The sequence below is a fragment of the Paenibacillus sp. Leaf72 genome (genome assembly GCF_001422685.1).
In the GTDB taxonomy this organism is placed as follows: domain Bacteria; phylum Bacillota; class Bacilli; order Paenibacillales; family Paenibacillaceae; genus Pristimantibacillus.
Map to the genome: position 1 here is coordinate 327484 of NZ_LMLV01000023.1, position 17327 is coordinate 344810.

Annotated in this window: 17 protein-coding genes; 1 reads left to right on the top strand and 16 read right to left on the bottom strand. The window is 51.6% G+C overall.

Going from position 1 to position 17327, the window contains the following annotated elements:
- Positions 1 to 245: 245 nt before the first annotated feature.
- The 6 genes from ASF12_RS20115 to ASF12_RS20140 form a co-directional block, all read right to left on the bottom strand.
- The gene (locus ASF12_RS20115; RefSeq protein ID WP_056038503.1) at positions 246 to 1592 is read right to left on the bottom strand and encodes a DUF2515 domain-containing protein; all 1347 of its coding nucleotides are present in this window, start codon (positions 1590 to 1592) and stop codon (positions 246 to 248) included.
- 152 nt (positions 1593 to 1744) lie between these two features.
- A complete protein-coding gene (locus ASF12_RS20120; protein WP_046230621.1) occupies positions 1745 to 2032 on the bottom strand; it encodes a stage VI sporulation protein F in 288 nt (95 codons plus the stop codon).
- Between the two features lie 71 nt (positions 2033 to 2103).
- The gene (recG, locus tag ASF12_RS20125) at positions 2104 to 4155 is read right to left on the bottom strand and encodes an ATP-dependent DNA helicase RecG (protein WP_056039091.1); all 2052 of its coding nucleotides are present in this window, start codon (positions 4153 to 4155) and stop codon (positions 2104 to 2106) included.
- A gap of 12 nt (positions 4156 to 4167) precedes the next feature.
- On the bottom strand, positions 4168 to 5022 hold the full coding sequence (locus ASF12_RS20130) for a DegV family protein (RefSeq protein WP_056038505.1): 855 nt from the start codon (positions 5020 to 5022) through the stop codon (positions 4168 to 4170).
- A gap of 56 nt (positions 5023 to 5078) precedes the next feature.
- Positions 5079 to 6878: a DAK2 domain-containing protein gene (locus ASF12_RS20135; protein ID WP_056038509.1), complete on the bottom strand. Its 1800-nt coding sequence runs from the start codon at positions 6876 to 6878 to the stop codon at positions 5079 to 5081.
- 18 nt (positions 6879 to 6896) lie between these two features.
- The gene (locus tag ASF12_RS20140; RefSeq protein ID WP_046230618.1) at positions 6897 to 7256 is read right to left on the bottom strand and encodes an Asp23/Gls24 family envelope stress response protein; all 360 of its coding nucleotides are present in this window, start codon (positions 7254 to 7256) and stop codon (positions 6897 to 6899) included.
- 396 nt (positions 7257 to 7652) lie between these two features.
- Here ASF12_RS20140 and rpmB point away from each other — a divergent pair, with 396 nt between their 5' ends.
- Complete coding sequence (gene rpmB / locus ASF12_RS20145; RefSeq protein ID WP_046230617.1) at positions 7653 to 7841, top strand: 50S ribosomal protein L28; 189 nt, start codon at positions 7653 to 7655, stop codon at positions 7839 to 7841.
- 107 nt (positions 7842 to 7948) lie between these two features.
- Here the strand turns inward: rpmB and spoVM are convergent, their stop codons facing one another.
- The 10 genes from spoVM to def all read right to left on the bottom strand — a co-directional run bounded on the left by spoVM (position 7949) and on the right by def (position 17317).
- Positions 7949 to 8029, bottom strand: coding sequence for a stage V sporulation protein SpoVM (gene spoVM, locus ASF12_RS20150; RefSeq protein ID WP_040711006.1), 81 nt, complete (start codon positions 8027 to 8029; stop codon positions 7949 to 7951).
- Between the two features lie 183 nt (positions 8030 to 8212).
- The gene (locus ASF12_RS20155) at positions 8213 to 8494 is read right to left on the bottom strand and encodes a hypothetical protein (RefSeq protein ID WP_056038513.1); all 282 of its coding nucleotides are present in this window, start codon (positions 8492 to 8494) and stop codon (positions 8213 to 8215) included.
- Between the two features lie 127 nt (positions 8495 to 8621).
- Positions 8622 to 9266 carry a ribulose-phosphate 3-epimerase gene (rpe, locus tag ASF12_RS20160; RefSeq protein WP_056038516.1) on the bottom strand — a complete coding sequence of 215 codons (645 nt, stop codon included), beginning with the start codon at positions 9264 to 9266 and terminating at the stop codon, positions 8622 to 8624.
- A gap of 7 nt (positions 9267 to 9273) precedes the next feature.
- Positions 9274 to 10215, bottom strand: coding sequence for a ribosome small subunit-dependent GTPase A (gene rsgA / locus ASF12_RS20165; RefSeq protein ID WP_056038519.1), 942 nt, complete (start codon positions 10213 to 10215; stop codon positions 9274 to 9276).
- The gene (gene pknB / locus ASF12_RS20170; protein WP_056038522.1) at positions 10199 to 12391 is read right to left on the bottom strand and encodes a Stk1 family PASTA domain-containing Ser/Thr kinase; all 2193 of its coding nucleotides are present in this window, start codon (positions 12389 to 12391) and stop codon (positions 10199 to 10201) included. The genes rsgA and pknB overlap by 17 nt, the downstream gene beginning before the upstream one ends.
- Positions 12378 to 13160, bottom strand: a complete 783-nt coding sequence (locus ASF12_RS20175) for a Stp1/IreP family PP2C-type Ser/Thr phosphatase (RefSeq protein ID WP_056038525.1) — start codon at positions 13158 to 13160, stop codon at positions 12378 to 12380. Before ASF12_RS20175 ends, pknB begins: the two co-directional genes overlap by 14 nt.
- A 6-nt stretch (positions 13161 to 13166) precedes the next feature.
- A complete protein-coding gene (rlmN, locus tag ASF12_RS20180) occupies positions 13167 to 14213 on the bottom strand; it encodes a 23S rRNA (adenine(2503)-C(2))-methyltransferase RlmN (protein ID WP_056038530.1) in 1047 nt (348 codons plus the stop codon).
- A 104-nt stretch (positions 14214 to 14317) separates the two neighbouring features.
- Entirely contained in the window at positions 14318 to 15853 is a 1536-nt protein-coding gene (gene rsmB, locus ASF12_RS20185) for a 16S rRNA (cytosine(967)-C(5))-methyltransferase RsmB (RefSeq protein WP_056038533.1), read from the bottom strand.
- Positions 15850 to 16827: a methionyl-tRNA formyltransferase gene (gene fmt / locus ASF12_RS20190; protein ID WP_056038536.1), complete on the bottom strand. Its 978-nt coding sequence runs from the start codon at positions 16825 to 16827 to the stop codon at positions 15850 to 15852. The genes rsmB and fmt overlap by 4 nt, the downstream gene beginning before the upstream one ends.
- A gap of 4 nt (positions 16828 to 16831) precedes the next feature.
- Positions 16832 to 17317 (bottom strand): peptide deformylase, encoded by a 486-nt coding sequence (gene def / locus ASF12_RS20195; RefSeq protein WP_046230610.1) that lies wholly within the window; start codon positions 17315 to 17317, stop codon positions 16832 to 16834.
- Between the last annotated feature and the right edge of the window lie 10 nt (positions 17318 to 17327).

Sequence of the window (17327 nt, forward strand, 5' to 3'; positions counted from 1 at the left end):
CCTATGAACTGTGCCTCGCCGGCTTTTTGAGCGTATGGATAACTTTAGAAAACGCTTACATTTCAATGCAGCAAACTAGTCGCTTCTTGCTATGGGCTTGCCCTTGCCTGTATGTTCCCGTTGTCCCATAGTCTATTGTCCCGTTATAGCATTCACAGCCCCTCTTTCCCATTTTATAGGATCAGCCTAGCCCTTTCAACCATTTGCTCACACATCCAAGCCGCAAATCTATTTATTTAGCCAAATCATGGCTTCCACTGCTGTGAAGCCAGCACAGCCAGTTCAATTTTATTCAGCAGCAGGCTGTATTCATTGGTCATTTCAAAGGAATGCGGCAGCGGCAGTTTTTGAAAATAAGGAAGCACCTGCGCTGCCCCCCGGAACCAATCGCCAGGCTCAGGCGCCTCAACCGCTCGATCCGGCCAGACGCTGCTCAGCTCCGGACTGAATAATGGAGCCGCACCCGGCGCCAGCCGTCTCCCCGATAGCCGCTCCCTGTAAGGCTTCTTTGGCGGATCACGCCTAACTACTGCAAACAAATGAGGGGCATAATCCGCACGTGAACCCGTGTGACGAATGGCCCGCGCGAAAGCAATAGCGCCGCCATGCACCTCCGGCACACTGAACAGCAGCGCATACAGCCGTTTGCCGAACTCAATTCGTTCTTTCAGATTGTCGAAGTTTTCCAAAATGAGCCCCGCCAGCTTCATTTCTTCCCCCCCGGAGCGATAACAAAACACAACCGCATTAAGCTGCAATAACGACTGCAAGCCAAAAAACACCGTATCCAGCACCTCCTTGCGGAAAAAGGGATGCTGTACAATTCGCTTTTCAATGTAATTTTGCTCATTCACGATCAGCGCAACTGTCAAAATAGCGGAATCGCCGCTCTCCCAAAACGTTTGCCAGACCGGTATCATAAAGCGGGAAACACCAAGCTGCGGCAGCAAATGAAACAACGGACGCCCAGCTCTGCAGCTCGCCTCATACAGCAGCAGCTGCGGAAAAGCATCCTGAAAAATCAACGCATTCGCGCGCTCTAAAAAGCGGAATACGGCCTCGCGGGCGGAACGGCCCAGCAAATACGGCAGCCACTCTCCTTGTAAATCGGTCATATTCCAGCCGCCATTACGCGAAACCAAATGCGCCAGCAGCGCCCAGTGCAGCTCGGGCCTGCGTTCATAGATCGCCAAATAAGCTTCCGTTCTCGTCACATTGTTGCGATTCAAATGAACGGCGTCCGCTCGAATCGCTGCAAGCAGCTCATGCTCGGCTTGGCTGGCAGCGGCAGTGCTGTTCACAGGAAGGTTGGCATTAGAGTTAGCATTGGGACTGGCATTTGGGCTGGCATTTGGGCTGGCATTGGAGCCGCCAGCTTCCTGCTCCCGCTCAAGCAGCGTCCATGAGGCCGCAAGCTTGGCAACGATTGCGGGCTGCATCACAAGCGGGCGCGCCGCAGCAGCCATTTTTTGCGACTCGCCAAAGCTATGCCATTTGCCAACCGCATACAGAAAGGCGTCTGCCGGCAGCTGGATGCAACGCCGCAGCCATGCCCTAAAACCGCTCCCAAGCTTTTCAACTGCGCCTCCCATGAGCTCTCCTCCATCCTTTTTCACAAACGCCATATTCCAAAAGCTACAATGCTGCTAAAAAGATAGTATAGCCGGAAAAGAAGCGCACTAGCAGTGCAGCTGCAAGAAAATCAATATATCTGCTTATATTAAAAAAAGCTGACCGCAGACGGTCAGCGAAACATGCCCCAAAGCTTGAGCAAGTGAAACGTATTGTTGGGGTCGATCTTCTGGGCGAGAACGAACGCGACGATCTGCTCCTCCTGCGTATCCGTAAGCGGCTCCTGCAAGATGCTGGCGGTTGATTTCACCAGCTTTCTAACTTTGACGCGATCCTGCAGGTCGAATTTAGTGACATTAGCGAGCAGCAGGCGCACACGATCCTTCAGAAGCGGATTTTTCAGCTTTCCTTTAATACGTTCGACCAATTGCGGGCGAATACCGTACTTTTGGTAGCTCAATGTTCCAGACACCTCCATCTTGGCATACCGTTTTCACGTTTAACTATATGCCAGAGCTTCCCGGAAATTGCCTAATCGAGCTGTTCTCCTTGAAAAAGTTGATCCCGATTCAGCTTAGCCTGTATTCTTGCATAAGCCGGATTATCCCAAAAATCATCGCGGGCGCACAGCTCCGCCGCATCATCCCGCGCCATTTCCAGCACCTCAAAGTCCGCCGCCATGTCCGCAACACGAAATTCCGGCAAGCCGCTCTGCTTCGTTCCGAAAAAATCGCCCGGCCCCCGGATTTCCAAATCCCGGCGCGCCACCTCAAAGCCGTCATCCGTTTCCGTCATGACCTTCATGCGCTCACGCCCTGTCTCCGACTTTGGATCGGCGACCAGCACGCAATAAGATTGATGGGCGCCACGGCCAACCCGGCCCCGCAGCTGATGCAGCTGCGACAAGCCGAACCGCTCGGCATCCATGACGATCATCAGCGTCGCATTCGGAACATCGACGCCAACCTCAACTACGGTCGTAGCCACGAGTACATGCAGCTCGTTCGCACCGAAAGAGCTCATGACCTGTTCTTTCTCAGCCGCGCTTAGGCGCCCATGCAGCAGGCCGATTTTCAGATCGGGAAAAGCTTGCTGAACCTGCATATACTGGTCAATGGCATTTTGCACATCCAGCTTCTCCGACTCCTCAATAAGCGGGCATATCATATAGGCTTGTCTGCCCTCTCCTACCTCGCGGCGGATAAAACCAAGCACGCGGTCCATCATGCTATGCTTGACCCAATATGACTTAATCGGCTTGCGCCCCTGCGGACGCTCGCGAATCGTCGATACATCCATATCCCCGAAAGCAGTAATCGCCAATGTTCGGGGAATCGGCGTCGCCGTCATCGTCAGCACATCGGGATTCATTCCTTTGCGCCGCAAAACGCTGCGCTGATTTACGCCAAAGCGATGCTGCTCGTCCACTACAACCAGACCGAGACTGCGGAAAAAGACCGTCTCCTGAATAAGGGCATGCGTACCGACGACAATATCGATCAGGCCCATCTGAAGGCCAGCGAATACATCGCGGCGGCGGCGCTCCGTCATGCTTCCCGTCAGCAGTCCAACCTCTATATCCATGCCCTCGAACAGCTTCGTCAAGGAACGCATATGCTGCTCCGCCAATATTTCCGTCGGAACCATCAGTGCGCCTTGATGGCCGGACTTCACTGCTCCATACAGCGCAATGGCGGCAACGACCGTTTTACCCGAGCCGACGTCTCCTTGGAGCAGCCGATTCATGCTCGCAGGCTGGCGCATGTCGACCAAAAGCTCATTTACGACCTTCTTCTGCCCATCCGTCAACTCGAATGGCAGCGTAGCTGCGAATTGCCTAATCGTCTCCGCTTCAATAGAATGAGCGATGCCATCGCCCCGCTTGCGGCTGAGCATTCGGTACGCCTGCAATTTCAGCTGAAATAGAAACAGCTCCTCATAAACCATCCGCCGCCGCGCTTCGAGACCTTCGCGTATATCACCCGGCTCGTGAATATGCAGCACCGCATCACGGCGAGGAATGAGCCGGTGCCGCTCCATAAGCTCAAACGGCAGCACCTCTTCGATCATCGCGCCATATTGCTGCAAAGCCTGCTTAATCGTCTTGCGCATCCATGGCTGCGTAATCGCCCCGCCGACGGAATACACAGGCTGCAGCGTCCCTGATTTGGCAGAGCCAGCCCCTTCCGGAAACTCGGACTCCGAGACGGTCATCTGCTGGCGATGCTGCTCCCACTTGCCCGTCAAAATAATCGTACGGCCAGGCGTCAGCTGATCCCTTAGAAAATGGCGGTTAAACCATACCGCCGTAACGAGCAAAAAATCGATCTCAATTTTACAAGTGAGCCGCGATTTATTTTTCCCGTAACGCTGCAGCACGGGCATGCCCCGCACAACTCCTTGCACGGTAGCTTTGTCTCCATCCTTGACATCCGCTAGCGCGCGAACGCGATAATCCTCATAACGAAATGGAAAATAGTCCAGCAAATCGGCAACGGTATGAACGCCAAAGGCGTGAAGCTCTTGCTCCTTCGGAGCGCTCACGCCTTTAATTTGCCGGACGGAATATTGCTCCAGCGTCATCATAATCATTCCTCACACTTTATACATAAATACGGCCGATGTACCAGGTCCCACATGAGTGCCAATCGTCGCACCAATCGTTATAAAATCAATGAATGCCACATTAGGCTTGTCTCTCAGCAGCGCCGCAAGCTCCTGCGCCGTCTGCTCGCCGTGCGTCCAGCCAATCGCAACCCCAACGCGATCACTGCCAAAATCCTTGTCGAGCATTTCCATGATGCGCTGCATCGCTTTTTTCGTACCGCGCACCTTATCGACAGACTGAACCGTACCTTCCTGGTCCAGCGAAAGAATCGGCTTAATATTTAAAATCGAGCCAAACAACGCCGCAGCCTTGCCGATTCGGCCGCCCTTCTGAAGAAATTCCAGCGATCCAACCAGAAAATAAAGGCTGAGCTCTTGTTGAAGACGAGCTACTTCTGCCAAAATCGCCTCTTTAGAGGCGCCTTCGCGAGCCATCCGTGCTGCCGTAACCACCTGAATGCCATAGCCATACGAAGCCGACTTGGAGTCAATGACCGTTACGTCCGCCTGCTCATCCAGCATCGACTTAGCTATGACACCGGACTGATAAGTGCCGCTGAGTACAGAAGCCAAATGAATAGAAATAATAATCGCTTGCGGATCATCGTGCAAAATCCGTTCATATACTTCAAGAAACTCCGCCGGAGACGGCTGTGAGGTTGTCGGAAGAACAGGAGAAGCTATCAGCTTTTCATAAAACTGCTCTTTCCCAATTGTCACGCCATCCAAATAGGTTTCTTCACCGAACAGCACCTTCAGTGGAATAACCTGAATGCCAAGCTCTGCACATCGTTCAGCCGGAATATCGGAAGTGCTGTCGGTAATAATATGAATGTTCCCCATCTTCGCCACCCCTTTCATACCCTATAAACGATTGCTATTTCACTAGTTCTCCATCCTTATTCCACTGCGAATAAATAGGGATAAAGCGGCTGTCCGCCCTCTTGAACTTCAAGCTCTGCATCCGGATAAGCCTCTGCCACCCATGCTTTCAGCGCTTCCGTATCTTCAGCCTTCGCCTCTGCTCCAGTCAGCACCGTAATGAGCTCGCCGCCGTCAGCCATAAGCTCAGCTATGAGCAGACGGCAAGTCTCGGCCAAATCTGCATGTGCCGCAACAATGGCCTTCTCCTTAATGCCGATAAAATCGCCTTCGCGAATGCTCACGCCATCGATCGTCGTGTCGCGAACCGCGTGCGTCACTTGGCCGGAAACGACTTGCCCGGCAGCATTTTTCATCCAATCCGTATTGCGCGAGACGGTCTCATCCTCTTTGAAAGCCAGTACCGCTGCAAGCCCCTGCGGAATCGTTTTTGTCGGGATAACCGTCACGTTGCGCTCACTAAGCTCCGCCGCCTGTTCAGCAGCAAGAATGATATTGCCGTTATTCGGCAGCAAATAAATATGATCCGCGACGAGCGATTCAATCGCCTTGACGAAATCTTCCGTGCTTGGGTTCATCGTCTGCCCGCCGGACAGCACAATATCCACTTCATTATCCAGAAAAATGTTCGAAATGCCTTCGCCCAGCGCTACAGCAATGATGCCGAATGGCGCCAGCTCATGAACTTGTCCAGGCGGCACAACCGCCCCCGACGTTCCCGCCAGCAGCTCTGGCGAGGAAATGCTTCCCGTCAGCGCATAATCAGGCAGTACCGCGTAGGATGGAATCGCTGCTTCCTCCTCTAGAAGCTCGCGGTGCTGATCACGCATATTCAAAATATGCAGGTTCGTCAGCTCGCCATACGGCAGCGCCAAATTCAGCACATCACCCGGCCTGCGGGAATGCACATGAACTTTAATGATATCGTCCTCGGCGATGACGAGAATGGAATCTCCATCTTTGCCAAGCGCTTTCTTGAAAGCGTATTCATCAAAAAACGGCGCAGTTTTGCCCCCAGGCTTGCGATTTATAAAAAACTCCATGTCATAGAAAAATTCAATATCCGCCGTCTCCAGACGGGATTGTGCAGCAAAATTCGTCGTCTTAAGCGGAGCGGGAGCTGGTTGTGCCCTCGGAATGCTTACTTCTTCAGGCGGCGCCGCTTCAGATAACAGCGAATAGCTTTCATACGACCCTTCGCCTTCAACTAAATAGCGCACAAACCCTTCATAAATAAGCACTAGTCCTTGACCGCCAGAATCAACAACGCCAACCTGCTTAAGCACAGGGAGCATATCCGGCGTACGCTGAAGCGTTTCATTCGCTTTATCGTAAACCTCTTTCATCAGCTCAGTGACATCATTCGTACGGCGTGCATAAGCAACGGCATGCTTTGCAGCTTCCTTCGCTACCGTCAATATCGTTCCTTCCACAGGCTTTACAACAGCTTTATAAGCAAGATCAACACCGTGCTGCAAAGCCGCTGCAATCTGCTGGGGGCCTGCTTGCTCAGCGTTTACAAGCCCCTTGGAAAAACCACGGAACAGCTGTGACAAAATAACGCCGGAATTGCCTCTAGCTCCCATCAGAAGCCCTTTAGACAATACTTCCGTCGCTTTGCCCAAGTGGTCGGACGGCTTGCTGCGCAGCTCACGAATGCCCGAGGCAATCGTCAAATTCATATTCGTTCCCGTATCGCCATCAGGCACAGGGAAAACATTCAACGCATTTACCTTGTCGACATTTTGATTTAACAACTCAGCGCCCAGCACGGCCATGGCGGTAAAATCGGAACCGTTAATGAAGCCCTTACTCAATGAAAATTCCCCTTCCTGCTATGTAGATACCCTAACATCCTGCACAAATATATGGACCTGGTCCACGTTAAGACCAATAACATCGCTCATCACATATTTTACTTTCGTCTGAATATTATGCGCTACTTCTGAAATTTTCGTGCCGTAGCTCACAATAATATACAAGTCAATATAAAGTTTATCCTGTTCTCTGCGAACTTCAACGCCGCGGGCCAGATTGTCTCTGCCCAAAAGCTCAGCAATGCCGTCCTTTAATTGTTTGCGAGAAGCCATCCCGACAAGGCCATAACAATCCAGCGCAGCGGAACCTGCCATGACGGCAATGCATTCCTCTGTTATGAAAATTTGGCCAAGTTCAGTGCTGAGCGCAAGTGGCATGGAAATTCACTCCTTTATCGTGTAGATCTCACAGCTATTTCCCGTCTAGCATGAATTACCCCGTTTAAAGTCAAATGCTACTGAAGAAGCAAGCTAATTCCTTGACTATTTATTATTGTACTATAAACTGTTACGTTATAGAAGGGCAGACGGTGCCAACCTTGGGCAAAGCGCCATAAAAAACAACAGTTTTAGTTGCTCAGACATCACAACTATGATACGATATCAAAGTATGTTTTTGTGCAGGCTTCTTCGACGCTTTTTCAAGCCAATGAAGCGGTTTTGCTCACGCAGAACCGGGAGCTTATGCTACGATGCGGTTTTGCTTATGCAATAACTGACAGCTTATGCTAACAATGCGCTTTTAGCTCAGCACTACTTGAAGGAGGTGTACTCATGTCCCGCAAATGTTTTCTAACAGGCAAAAGCCCTGGTACAGGCAATAACGTTTCCCACGCTAACAACAAAAACCGTCGTTCTTGGGGAGTAAACGTTCAGAAAGTTCGCATTCTAGTTGACGGTAAACCGAAACGTGTTTATGTCAGCGCGCGCGCTCTGAAATCCGGCAAAGTAACTCGCGTATAATTCATCTCCTGCAGCTTTATGCTGTATGGTAGACAAAAAGCACCTGGGCTCAGGTGCTTTTTATTGTTCACATAAACCACGATCATTCGAAGGCGGCTGCAAAGGAACTAACTTTTTTGGAAGGTATTCAAAATCGCCTTTACGAACCCGCCCAAAAATTTCGGCAGCTTGATCGTGTAAAATTTCATGCCCATCCCTCCTCAGACACGCTCATCGAAATGGTGACTTACATGCTTTTTCTTCCCGCATACACATGCTATGTTTCACGCAAAAAAATGGCTACACGAACCTTCGTTCATGTAACCATCCTATGCGCTTAACCTTAGTCCTATTCCATTTCAACGAGTGTGGAAAACCCCTCTACGCAATGCTTACGCCATTGGTGGCGGATTTTCACTGACGAATTGGATTGCCGTATAAACCAATACGGCCAAGAAATAAAACAGCAGCCCCAGCACAATAACCGTTATACGTGCCCATAGCTTCTCAACCCTTTTGAAAAACTGAAAAATCAAATACAAAGCAAGCAAAGAAAAAACGTATTTGATTACCCCAGTCAAAATAGAGAAGGCTGCCAGCAGCAGGCCTATCCCGAGCGCAAATAGCAGCACCCACAGCCATGTCTTCCCTCGAGATGTCTCGTATTCTTCCATTACAGCCTCCCAAGTGCAACCAGCTGTGCCACTAGAGCCAGAGACATCAGCGTTCCACATCGAAATACAAGCCTATTCACTCGCAACCCTAGCAGCCATTATGTAACATCATAATAAGATATGCCACCTAGCGTAAAACGGATATAGCTGCCGCGCGATCGGCTTGAGCAAATACCGCATTGCCGGCAACGAGTACATTCGCGCCCGCCTCCGTCACAAGCTTAGCCGTTTCTTCATTGATGCCGCCATCCACCTGTACATGCACATGCTGCAGCTCGCGCTCCATAAGCATGCTGCGAATTTGACGCAGCTTGTTAAGAGAATAAGGGATAAACTTTTGTCCGCCAAAGCCCGGATTTACCGTCATGACCAATATGAGATCCAAATCGCCCAGCACAGATTCCAGCACAGATACAGGAGTCCCTGGATTAATAGCTACCCCTGCCGGAAGGCCAAGCTCCTTAATTTGATAAATCGTACGGTGCAAATGCACACATGCTTCTGCATGTATGGTAATCCGATCAGCACCAGCAGCTGCATAATTCGCGATTGACAGCTCCGGACGCTCGATCATCAGATGCACATCAAAAGGCAGCTTCGTTGCTGGCCTTACAGCCGCAATGACAGGAGGACCGAAGGTTAAGTTCGGGACGAACTGTCCATCCATGACATCTACATGAATCCAGTCCGCTCCTGCCTGCTCAATACCTGAAATTTCTGCTCCGAGGCGGCTGAAATCAGCCGATAAAATAGAGGGTGCTATTATAGTCATGGGTTTGTCAGTACCTCCGTTTTTTATCTTTCATTTCATTTAAAAACTGCAAGTAATTTTCATGGCGGCTTGGTTCGATTTTCCCTTCTGCCAAAGCAGCAAGGACGGCGCACCCTGGCTCCTGCACATGCGTGCAGCCACGAAATTTGCAATCCGGAGACAACGCGCGAATTTCCCGAAAACAGTAGCCTAAATCTTCAATGCCAAGCTCGGTGAAATCTAGCTGGCTAAAGCCAGGCGTATCGGCTACATAACCTCCGCCAATTTCAATCAGCTCCACATGTCTCGTTGTATGCTTCCCCCGTCCAAGACGGTTGCTAATCGCATTCGTCTCAAGCTGCAGCCCCGGAACAATCGCATTAAGCAGCGAAGATTTCCCTACGCCCGATTGACCGGCAAAAACCGCCAAATGCCCTTGCAGCCGCTGCGCAAGCTCCTCAATGCCCTTGCCTTGTCTGGAACTTGTCCCATATATCTCGTAGCCAATGGCCGAATAAATGCGGTTGACAGAAGCAGCGGCTTCAGCAGCCGCTTCTGTCTCCTCGCCATCATGCTCCAAATCCTGCTTGCTGAGGCAAAGCACCGCTTCTATTTCCGCATGCTCGATATGTACAAGAAACTTATCGAGCAGCGTTAAATTGAGCGCTGGCTCCGTTACGGAAAACACCAGCATCGCCACATCAATATTGGCTACCGGAGGGCGTATAAGCTCGGATGAGCGGGGCAAAACCCGCTCTACCGTCCCCTCGCCGTTCTCCGTCAAGCTATACACAACTTCGTCGCCGACTAATGGCGTAATTCCTTTGTTTTTCAAAACGCCGCGCCCGCGGCATTGTACCGTTGCATCCTGAGATTCAGCATCATCAGGCAGTACATAATAATATCCACTGAGCGCCTTCACAATGCGTCCGCGAAGCTCAAGAGATGCGTGATTATGGCTGCTGCTCATCTTTTCCCTTGTCTTTTCCTTTCGCTTTTCCCTGGTCGCTTCCTTGGTCATTGCCGTTGTTAACCTCCGATTGGTCCGGCTCCACTGTCGGTTCAGGAGCTGGCGATTCCGATACGACCGGCTCTTCAGTAACAGGCGTTGTCACCTGTTCGTCTTCGCCCGGCACCGTGACCGTAGATGAACTGCTGCTTTGCGCCAGTTGATCATAAGTGACGGATTTCGTATCTACAAACTGGCTGTCCCGATAAATCGTAATCATGGCCTCGGTATTCGGTGCTAGGACAACAGTTACGGGAAACGTCTGGGTATCTTGAATTTGGTTTCTGCCCCATTCAATGTTTTGCCCTCTGGAGTCGGTGTAGACGATGCGGATTTCGCTCGTTTTTCCAGCCTTCGCAGGCGAAATGACAACATTGAACTGATGCTCTTTCGCTTCTGCAGAAGGACCTGAGCTGACTCGAATGGTGATTTTTGTGCCTTTCGGAACAAGGTCATTTGGCTTGTATTGATCTTGATTAAGCACAAGGCCCTTGGCCTGTACATAGCTCGGCTCATACAAAATATCATCGTCTGATAGCGTCAGCCCATTCGCCTTCACCATATCTTTAGCCTCAGCTACTGTCTTGCCAATTAAATTCGGCATTTTTATCGTTTCCATGCCTTTGCTGACCATAAACTGGAATTTCACCGTATTCGGATCAAAATCCTTTCCCGGCTCCGGCTGTTGTGTAACAACCGTATCCACTTCCTGCTCGCTGAATACTTCTTCAACATCGATTTGCGTATCCGGATCAATGCCCAGCGCAGAAAGCTCATCCTTAACCGCCTGCAGCGTCTTGCCCCGGTAATCGCCAAGCTTCTTCAGCATCGGCCCATCACTTACAGATAACTGGATGAACGAGCCCTGCTTGACGCGCATATTTCTCTTCGTCTGCTCAAATACCTGATTGACCGGTATATCATCGCGGTACTCCCGTATCGTCGGCTCCTGCACCTTCAGCCCGAGCTCCTTAAGCTCTGCCGTCGCCTGCTCCAAATCGAGGCCGACAACGTACGGCACATCCACTTCCTCAACGTCCAGCCGGTCGAGCAATGTTACGAATCCCCATATAATGAATGCCAGGACAACCAGCGTGCTAGCCACGATTATCGTCGGTCGCTTCCAGCCTTTTGCTTTCTTGTTCAGAACTTCTTTATCTCCCTGCCGGCCCGTCTGTCCCGAAGAAACCTCCGCCTTGTCATAGCTTGACTCGCTCTGGCGAATAGGGCGGATATCACTGCCGCGAATGGCTGGCATGACACGAGTCTCATCCAAATCATTCACATGGGCAAATGAAACCTTCTCCTCATTCCTGCGATTAGGCGCAAGGCAAGTTTCCAGATCGTTCAGCATTTCCTGGGCCGAATGGTATCGTTCCCCCGGATTTTTGCGCATCGCCCGTAAAATGACATTTTCCACACTTTGGGGAATATGAGGATTCACAACACGCGGCTCCTCAAATGTGTCCTGCAAATGCTTCAAAGCTACGCTGATCGGGCTTTCTCCCAGAAAAGGCAAATTGCCAGTCAGCATCTGATAGAGTACTATGCCAAGGGAGTACAGGTCGGATTTCTCACCTGTGCTTACCCCTTTCGCATGCTCAGGAGAAAAATAATGGACCGACCCTAGCACGGAGCCTGTCTGAGTAATTGTAGAAGAAGTAACCGCACGGGCAATACCGAAATCGGTTACTTTGACCCTGCCATTTTTACCAATCAAAATATTATGTGGTTTAATATCGCGATGAATAATATGATTCTGATGGGCATGACCGAGCGCATCGCAGATTTGAATGGCAATACGAACCGATTCATCCGCCTGCAGCGGGGCACGCTCCACAATAATCTCATTAAGATTGCTGCCTTCGATATATTCCATAACGATATAATGCGTATCTTCCTCTTGTCCTACATCATAGATGCTAACGACATTCGGATGGGATAACGCAGCTGCCGATTGCGCCTCACGGCGAAATCTGCGAATAAATTCTTCATCATGCACAAACTGCTGGCGCAGCACTTTAACCGCTACATTGCGGTTCAACAGGACGTCATGGGCTTTATAGACAAGCGCCATGCCGCCTCCGCCGATGCGAGTCAGAATTTCATAGCGACCGCCTAAATTATGCCCTATCATCAGCTGTACACTCCTCTCGATCTGCGCTGGAATTTACTTGCAGCAGCACGACGGTCACATTATCGTCCCCGCCGGCGCGCAGCGCCAAATGGATGAGATGCTCCGCTTTATCTTTCAGGCTCGCTCCACCCTTCGTTACTGTATGCATAATTTGATCATCGCTGACCATGTTCGTCAGCCCATCGCTGCAAAGCAGAATGAAATCATCGGCCGAGTAGGAAATCGTCTGTATATCAACCTCAACAGATGCATCGGTGCCTACCGCACGGGTGAGCACATTGCGCCGTGGATGAACGGCCGCCTCCTTCTCGCTGATCTGCCCTGATTTCAGCAGTTCATTGACAAGCGTATGATCCTCCGTCAGCTGCACAATGCAGCTTTTGGATATGACATAAGCGCGGCTGTCCCCGATATGCCCGATGACGGCTTCCCGCCCTTGAAACATGGCAGCAACTATTGTAGTGCCCATATTATAATATTGCTCATTGCGCGATGCCATATCATAAACGACATCATTCGCACCTACAATGGCTTTGCGCAAAAATGCTTTGCCTTCCTCAATAGAAAAGTCAGGTCTCGCCGTAATAGGCTCCAGCATTTCACGGAATGTATTCACTGCCAGCTGGCTCGCTACATCGCCCGCCTGATGGCCGCCCATCCCGTCAGCGACTATAGCAAACGTGATGCCATTATCCAGCTGTCCTACCCATGAATGATCTTCATTGACTTGACGAACTTTTCCGATATCGCTCAGGTTTGCCGTAATCAAACGTTATCACCTCGTCGTAGACTCCATGTGCTTCGCACGAAGCTGCCCGCAAGCGGCGGCAATGTCATGCCCTTGCTCCCTGCGAATCGTTGCATTTATTTTGTTTTTCTCCAGTATACGCTGGAACTCAAAAATATCCTCCCGCGGCGTACGCACATAATTTCGCTCCGGCACATGGTTGACCGGAATCAAATTGACGTGGCACAGCAGCCCTTTAAGGACATCCGCCAACTCCTGCGCATGCTCGGGACGGTCATTGACCCCGCCGATCAATGCGTATTCAAACGAAATCCGGCGGCCTGTCTTAGCCAAATAATAACGGCAAGCCTCCATCACATCGTCAAAAGGAAAACGGCGGTTAACCGGCATCAGCTTGGAGCGCAGCGTATCATTCGGCGCATGAATGGAGAGCGCCAGATTGATTTGCGTATTTTCGTCGGCAAATTTGTACATGCTCGGCACGATTCCGCTCGTCGAAACGGTAATGTGGCGCTGGCCGATGTTCAGACCTTTCTCGTGAATCATCGTGCGCAAAAACATCATCGTCGCATCATAGTTCTCGAACGGCTCTCCGGAACCCATAATAACGATGCTTGATACGCGCTCATTCGTTACGTCCAGCATTTGCTGTGCTACAACGACTTGGGCAATAATTTCTCCAGCCGTTAAGTTCCGCTTCAAACCGCCGAGCGTCGACGCACAAAAAGTACAGCCAATCCGGCAGCCGACCTGCGTAGTCACGCAAATGCTGTTGCCATAGTTATGGCGCATAATAACGGTCTCGATCGCATGGTTGTCATGCAGCCCGAACAGAAACTTGACAGTTCCGTCCTTGGATTCGAATTTCGTTATTTCGGAGAGCGTTACAAATTGAAATTGGTCAAACAGCTTCGATCTGAGCGATTTGGACAAATTGCTCATTTCTTCAAAGCTGGTTACACGCTTAACGTACAGCCAATCGTACAGCTGGCCGGCGCGAAACGCTGGCTCGCCATTCTCTTTCATCCAATCTTGCAGCTGTTCGAGCGTATAGTCGTAAATAAAAGGTTTCATTAAATTATCACACCTGACTGTATAATAGCGCGGCAAAAGCTCTCTACCTGCGCCGCTGATGATTTATTTTACCACAAACGTCCATCATGAACCACAGGCAACGATTAGGCGCGCCTCAACAGGCGGGCAATGAAGAAACCATCGCTGCCGTAATGCTGCGGAAGCAGCTGCGCATAACCTTTAAACGCCTCATCGATCGCTCCCGCCTCCTGCAAAGCATGGACAATAGCTTCCGGCCAGTTGCGGTCCAGTTCAAATTCAGGATGCGCCTGCAGAAAACGCTCCACCTGCTCCTCATTTTCGGACCGTTCAATGGTACATGTGCTGTAGACAAGCACACCACCAGGCTTAACAAGATCGCTCACCGCTTCAAGCAGCTCGCGCTGAATGTCCGCAATAGCTGCTACATCAGCTGCCGTCTTCGTCCACTTGATTTCTGGCTTTCTCCGGATGACGCCAAAGCCTGAGCAAGGCGCATCCAGCAGCACAGCATCCATTGAACCGCTGGCAAAACGCTCAGACAGCTGCGCTGCATCACTTGTTATGGCCTCCACGTTCGTCAAACCGAGCCGCGAAGACTGGTCAATAATAAGCTGCCGTTTATGCGGGTGCAAATCGTTCGCCCACACTTTGCCTTTATTACCCATGAGCTCAGCCAAATGCGTCGTTTTGCCTCCCGGGGCGGCACAGCAATCCAGCACCTGCATGCCGGCTGCTGGTGCGACGACCTCGGCTACGAGCATGGAGCTTTCATCCTGCATCGTCCACAGCCCTTCGCGGAAACCGGCCGTCTCCACCAAGTTGCCGCCGCGGCGAATCGTAATGCCTGCGGAAGCAAGCGGCGATGCTTCGGCGTCAAGTCCAAGCTCAGCAAGCTGCTCAATCGCTTCTGCCCTTGTTCCTCGGACGGGATTGACCCGTACGCTTCCATGCGGAGAATCATTGCCCGCTGCGCAAATGGCTTCAGTTGTTTGCTCGCCGTAAGCGAGCACCCAGCGCTTAACGAGCCAGTCGGGATAGGAATGAAGGATCGCGAGTTTTTCCGCCGGTGATCCAGCTTTAATTGCAGACGGTACAAGCTCTGCACGGCTGCGATCCATACTGCGCAGCACCCCATTGACCATGCCGGAAATACCTTGATGTCCCCGCTTCTTGGCAATGGCAACCGCTTCGTTAACTGCGGCATGCACCGGAATCCGGTCCAAATACAGCAGTTGGTAAGCACTCATCCGCAGCAGCTGATGAACCCATGGCTGCAGCTTATTAAAGCCCTTCGCCACGAATCGCGCCAGCCAATAATCGAGTGTGCGCTGATGCTGAATCGTCCCGTATACGAGCTCTGTAGCAAGACCCGCATCCGCACGAGATAGATTAGCATCCTGCAGCGACTGGTTGAGCTTGAGATTGCTGTAGGCACCGGCCCCAGCAACACTTACCAAAATATCCAGCGCCAGCTCCCTTGGCGTACGAGGTACACGCGTCGAGCTGCTTTTGCGCGCTCCCGCCTGACCCGCCGCTTGGTTGCTCCGGCTGGACGCTTGTCCTTTAGCAGCCCCAGCAGTGCGGGACTTGCTGCCTGTTTTGCCCCCGGCCTGCGGGCGGCGTCCTTGCGCAGGCTTAACCTGCTTCTGCTCACTCATTGCTCTGCACCGTTTGCCATGCTTGCTTCGCCGAAGACAGTCCCTTCAGCCAGCCGTGAGCCTTTCAGCCAGTCAGCCGCCGACATTGCTTTTTTGCCTGCTGGCTGAATTTGCGCAAGCACGAGCACGCCATCACCCGTCTGTACGGTGATGCCCGCTCCACTTGCTTCGCGCACCGTTCCCGGCAGCGCTGCAGCAGCACTACCCGCGCCAGACGTCTCCGCTGGCTTGGCGCAAGCCCATACTTTGAACAGCTCGCCGTTCAAATAAGTGAATGCACCGGCCATCGGCGACAGACCGCGCACTTGATTATAGATTTGGCGGGCGGACTTCGCCCAATCGATCCGTTCGTCCTCACGCGTCAAGTTAGGCGCGTAAGTAGCAAGCTCGTGCTGCTGCTCCGTAGCCGTCGCTTCGCCTGAAATAATGCCTGGCAGCGTCTGCTCCAGCAGCTCCGCTCCAGCCGCGCTCAGCTTCTCAAACAGCGAGCCCGATGTATCCTCATCCGTAATCGCAACTTCGACCTTGCTGATCATATCACCAGTGTCCAGCCCTTCAGCCATATACATAATTGTAACGCCAGTTACCTTCTCGCCGTTAATAATCGCGCGTTGAATCGGCGCCCCCCCGCGATAGCGTGGCAGCAGCGAGCCATGAACGTTAATGCAGCCAAGACGCGGCAGCTCCAGCACACCTTTGGGCAAAATCTGCCCATAGGCTGCGGTCACAATTAAATCAGGGCGATACTGCGCCAGCGCCTCTACCGCTTCGCTGCTGCGCATACGCTCAGGCTGCAATACCGGCAAGCCTAAGGCTAGTGCCGCTTCTTTCACAGGCGGAGGCGTAAGCGTCCGCTTACGCCCCTTTGGACGGTCCGGCTGCGTGACAACTGCCACGACCTCATAGCCGTTATTAATTAACAACTGCAAAGAAGGGACGGCGAACTCCGGCGTCCCCATAAATACAATACGCATGGCCTTATTCGCCGCCTTTTTTCTGTCTTTCGGAAATATCGTACACGCTCTCTGCGAGATCCGTGAACAAGATGCCGTTCAAATGGTCAACCTCATGCTGGAACGCACGCGAGAGGAAGCCTTGTGCTTCAACCGTAAACGTCTCTCCATCGGAGTTTTGACCTTTTACGACAATGCGGTCTGAACGCATCACATCTCCGTTTAAGTTCGGAATACTTAGGCAGCCCTCAGGTCCGAGCTGCTCGCCTTCTTCTTCTACGATGACCGGATTGACCATTTCGATCAGTCCATTCTCATCGCCGATATCTACCACGATGACACGCTTGGAAATGCCGACCTGCGGAGCCGCTAGACCGACGCCATCAGCGTCATACATCGTTTCCGCCATATCTTTAAGCAGCTTTTTCAAGTTGGAATTAAATTTAGTAACTTCCATAGCTGGCTCCCTCAAAACGGGATCAGGATCTTTTACAATAATACGAATGGCCATTGCCGTTCCC

Bases quoted from the DNA above. Each gene is read 5' to 3' on its own strand.
- ASF12_RS20155 (WP_056038513.1), bottom strand. From the start codon at position 8,494: ATGGAAGAATACGAGACATCTCGAGGGAAGACATGGCTGTGGGTGCTG.
- pknB (WP_056038522.1), bottom strand. From the start codon at position 12,391: ATGATAGGGCATAATTTAGGCGGTCGCTATGAAATTCTGACTCGCATC.
- ASF12_RS20140 (WP_046230618.1), bottom strand. From the start codon at position 7,256: ATGCCACTTGCGCTCAGCACTGAACTTGGCCAAATTTTCATAACAGAG.
- recG (WP_056039091.1), bottom strand. From the start codon at position 4,155: ATGACGCTGGAGCAATATTCCGTCCGGCAAATTAAAGGCGTGAGCGCT.
- rsmB (WP_056038533.1), bottom strand. From the start codon at position 15,853: ATGAGTGAGCAGAAGCAGGTTAAGCCTGCGCAAGGACGCCGCCCGCAG.
- rpmB (WP_046230617.1), top strand. From the start codon at position 7,653: ATGTCCCGCAAATGTTTTCTAACAGGCAAAAGCCCTGGTACAGGCAAT.
- rpe (WP_056038516.1), bottom strand. From the start codon at position 9,266: ATGACTATAATAGCACCCTCTATTTTATCGGCTGATTTCAGCCGCCTC.
- rlmN (WP_056038530.1), bottom strand. From the start codon at position 14,213: ATGAAACCTTTTATTTACGACTATACGCTCGAACAGCTGCAAGATTGG.
- ASF12_RS20115 (WP_056038503.1), bottom strand. From the start codon at position 1,592: ATGGGAGGCGCAGTTGAAAAGCTTGGGAGCGGTTTTAGGGCATGGCTG.
- rsgA (WP_056038519.1), bottom strand. From the start codon at position 10,215: ATGAGCAGCAGCCATAATCACGCATCTCTTGAGCTTCGCGGACGCATT.
- ASF12_RS20130 (WP_056038505.1), bottom strand. From the start codon at position 5,022: ATGGGGAACATTCATATTATTACCGACAGCACTTCCGATATTCCGGCT.
- fmt (WP_056038536.1), bottom strand. From the start codon at position 16,827: ATGCGTATTGTATTTATGGGGACGCCGGAGTTCGCCGTCCCTTCTTTG.
- spoVM (WP_040711006.1), bottom strand. From the start codon at position 8,029: ATGAAATTTTACACGATCAAGCTGCCGAAATTTTTGGGCGGGTTCGTA.
- def (WP_046230610.1), bottom strand. From the start codon at position 17,317: ATGGCCATTCGTATTATTGTAAAAGATCCTGATCCCGTTTTGAGGGAG.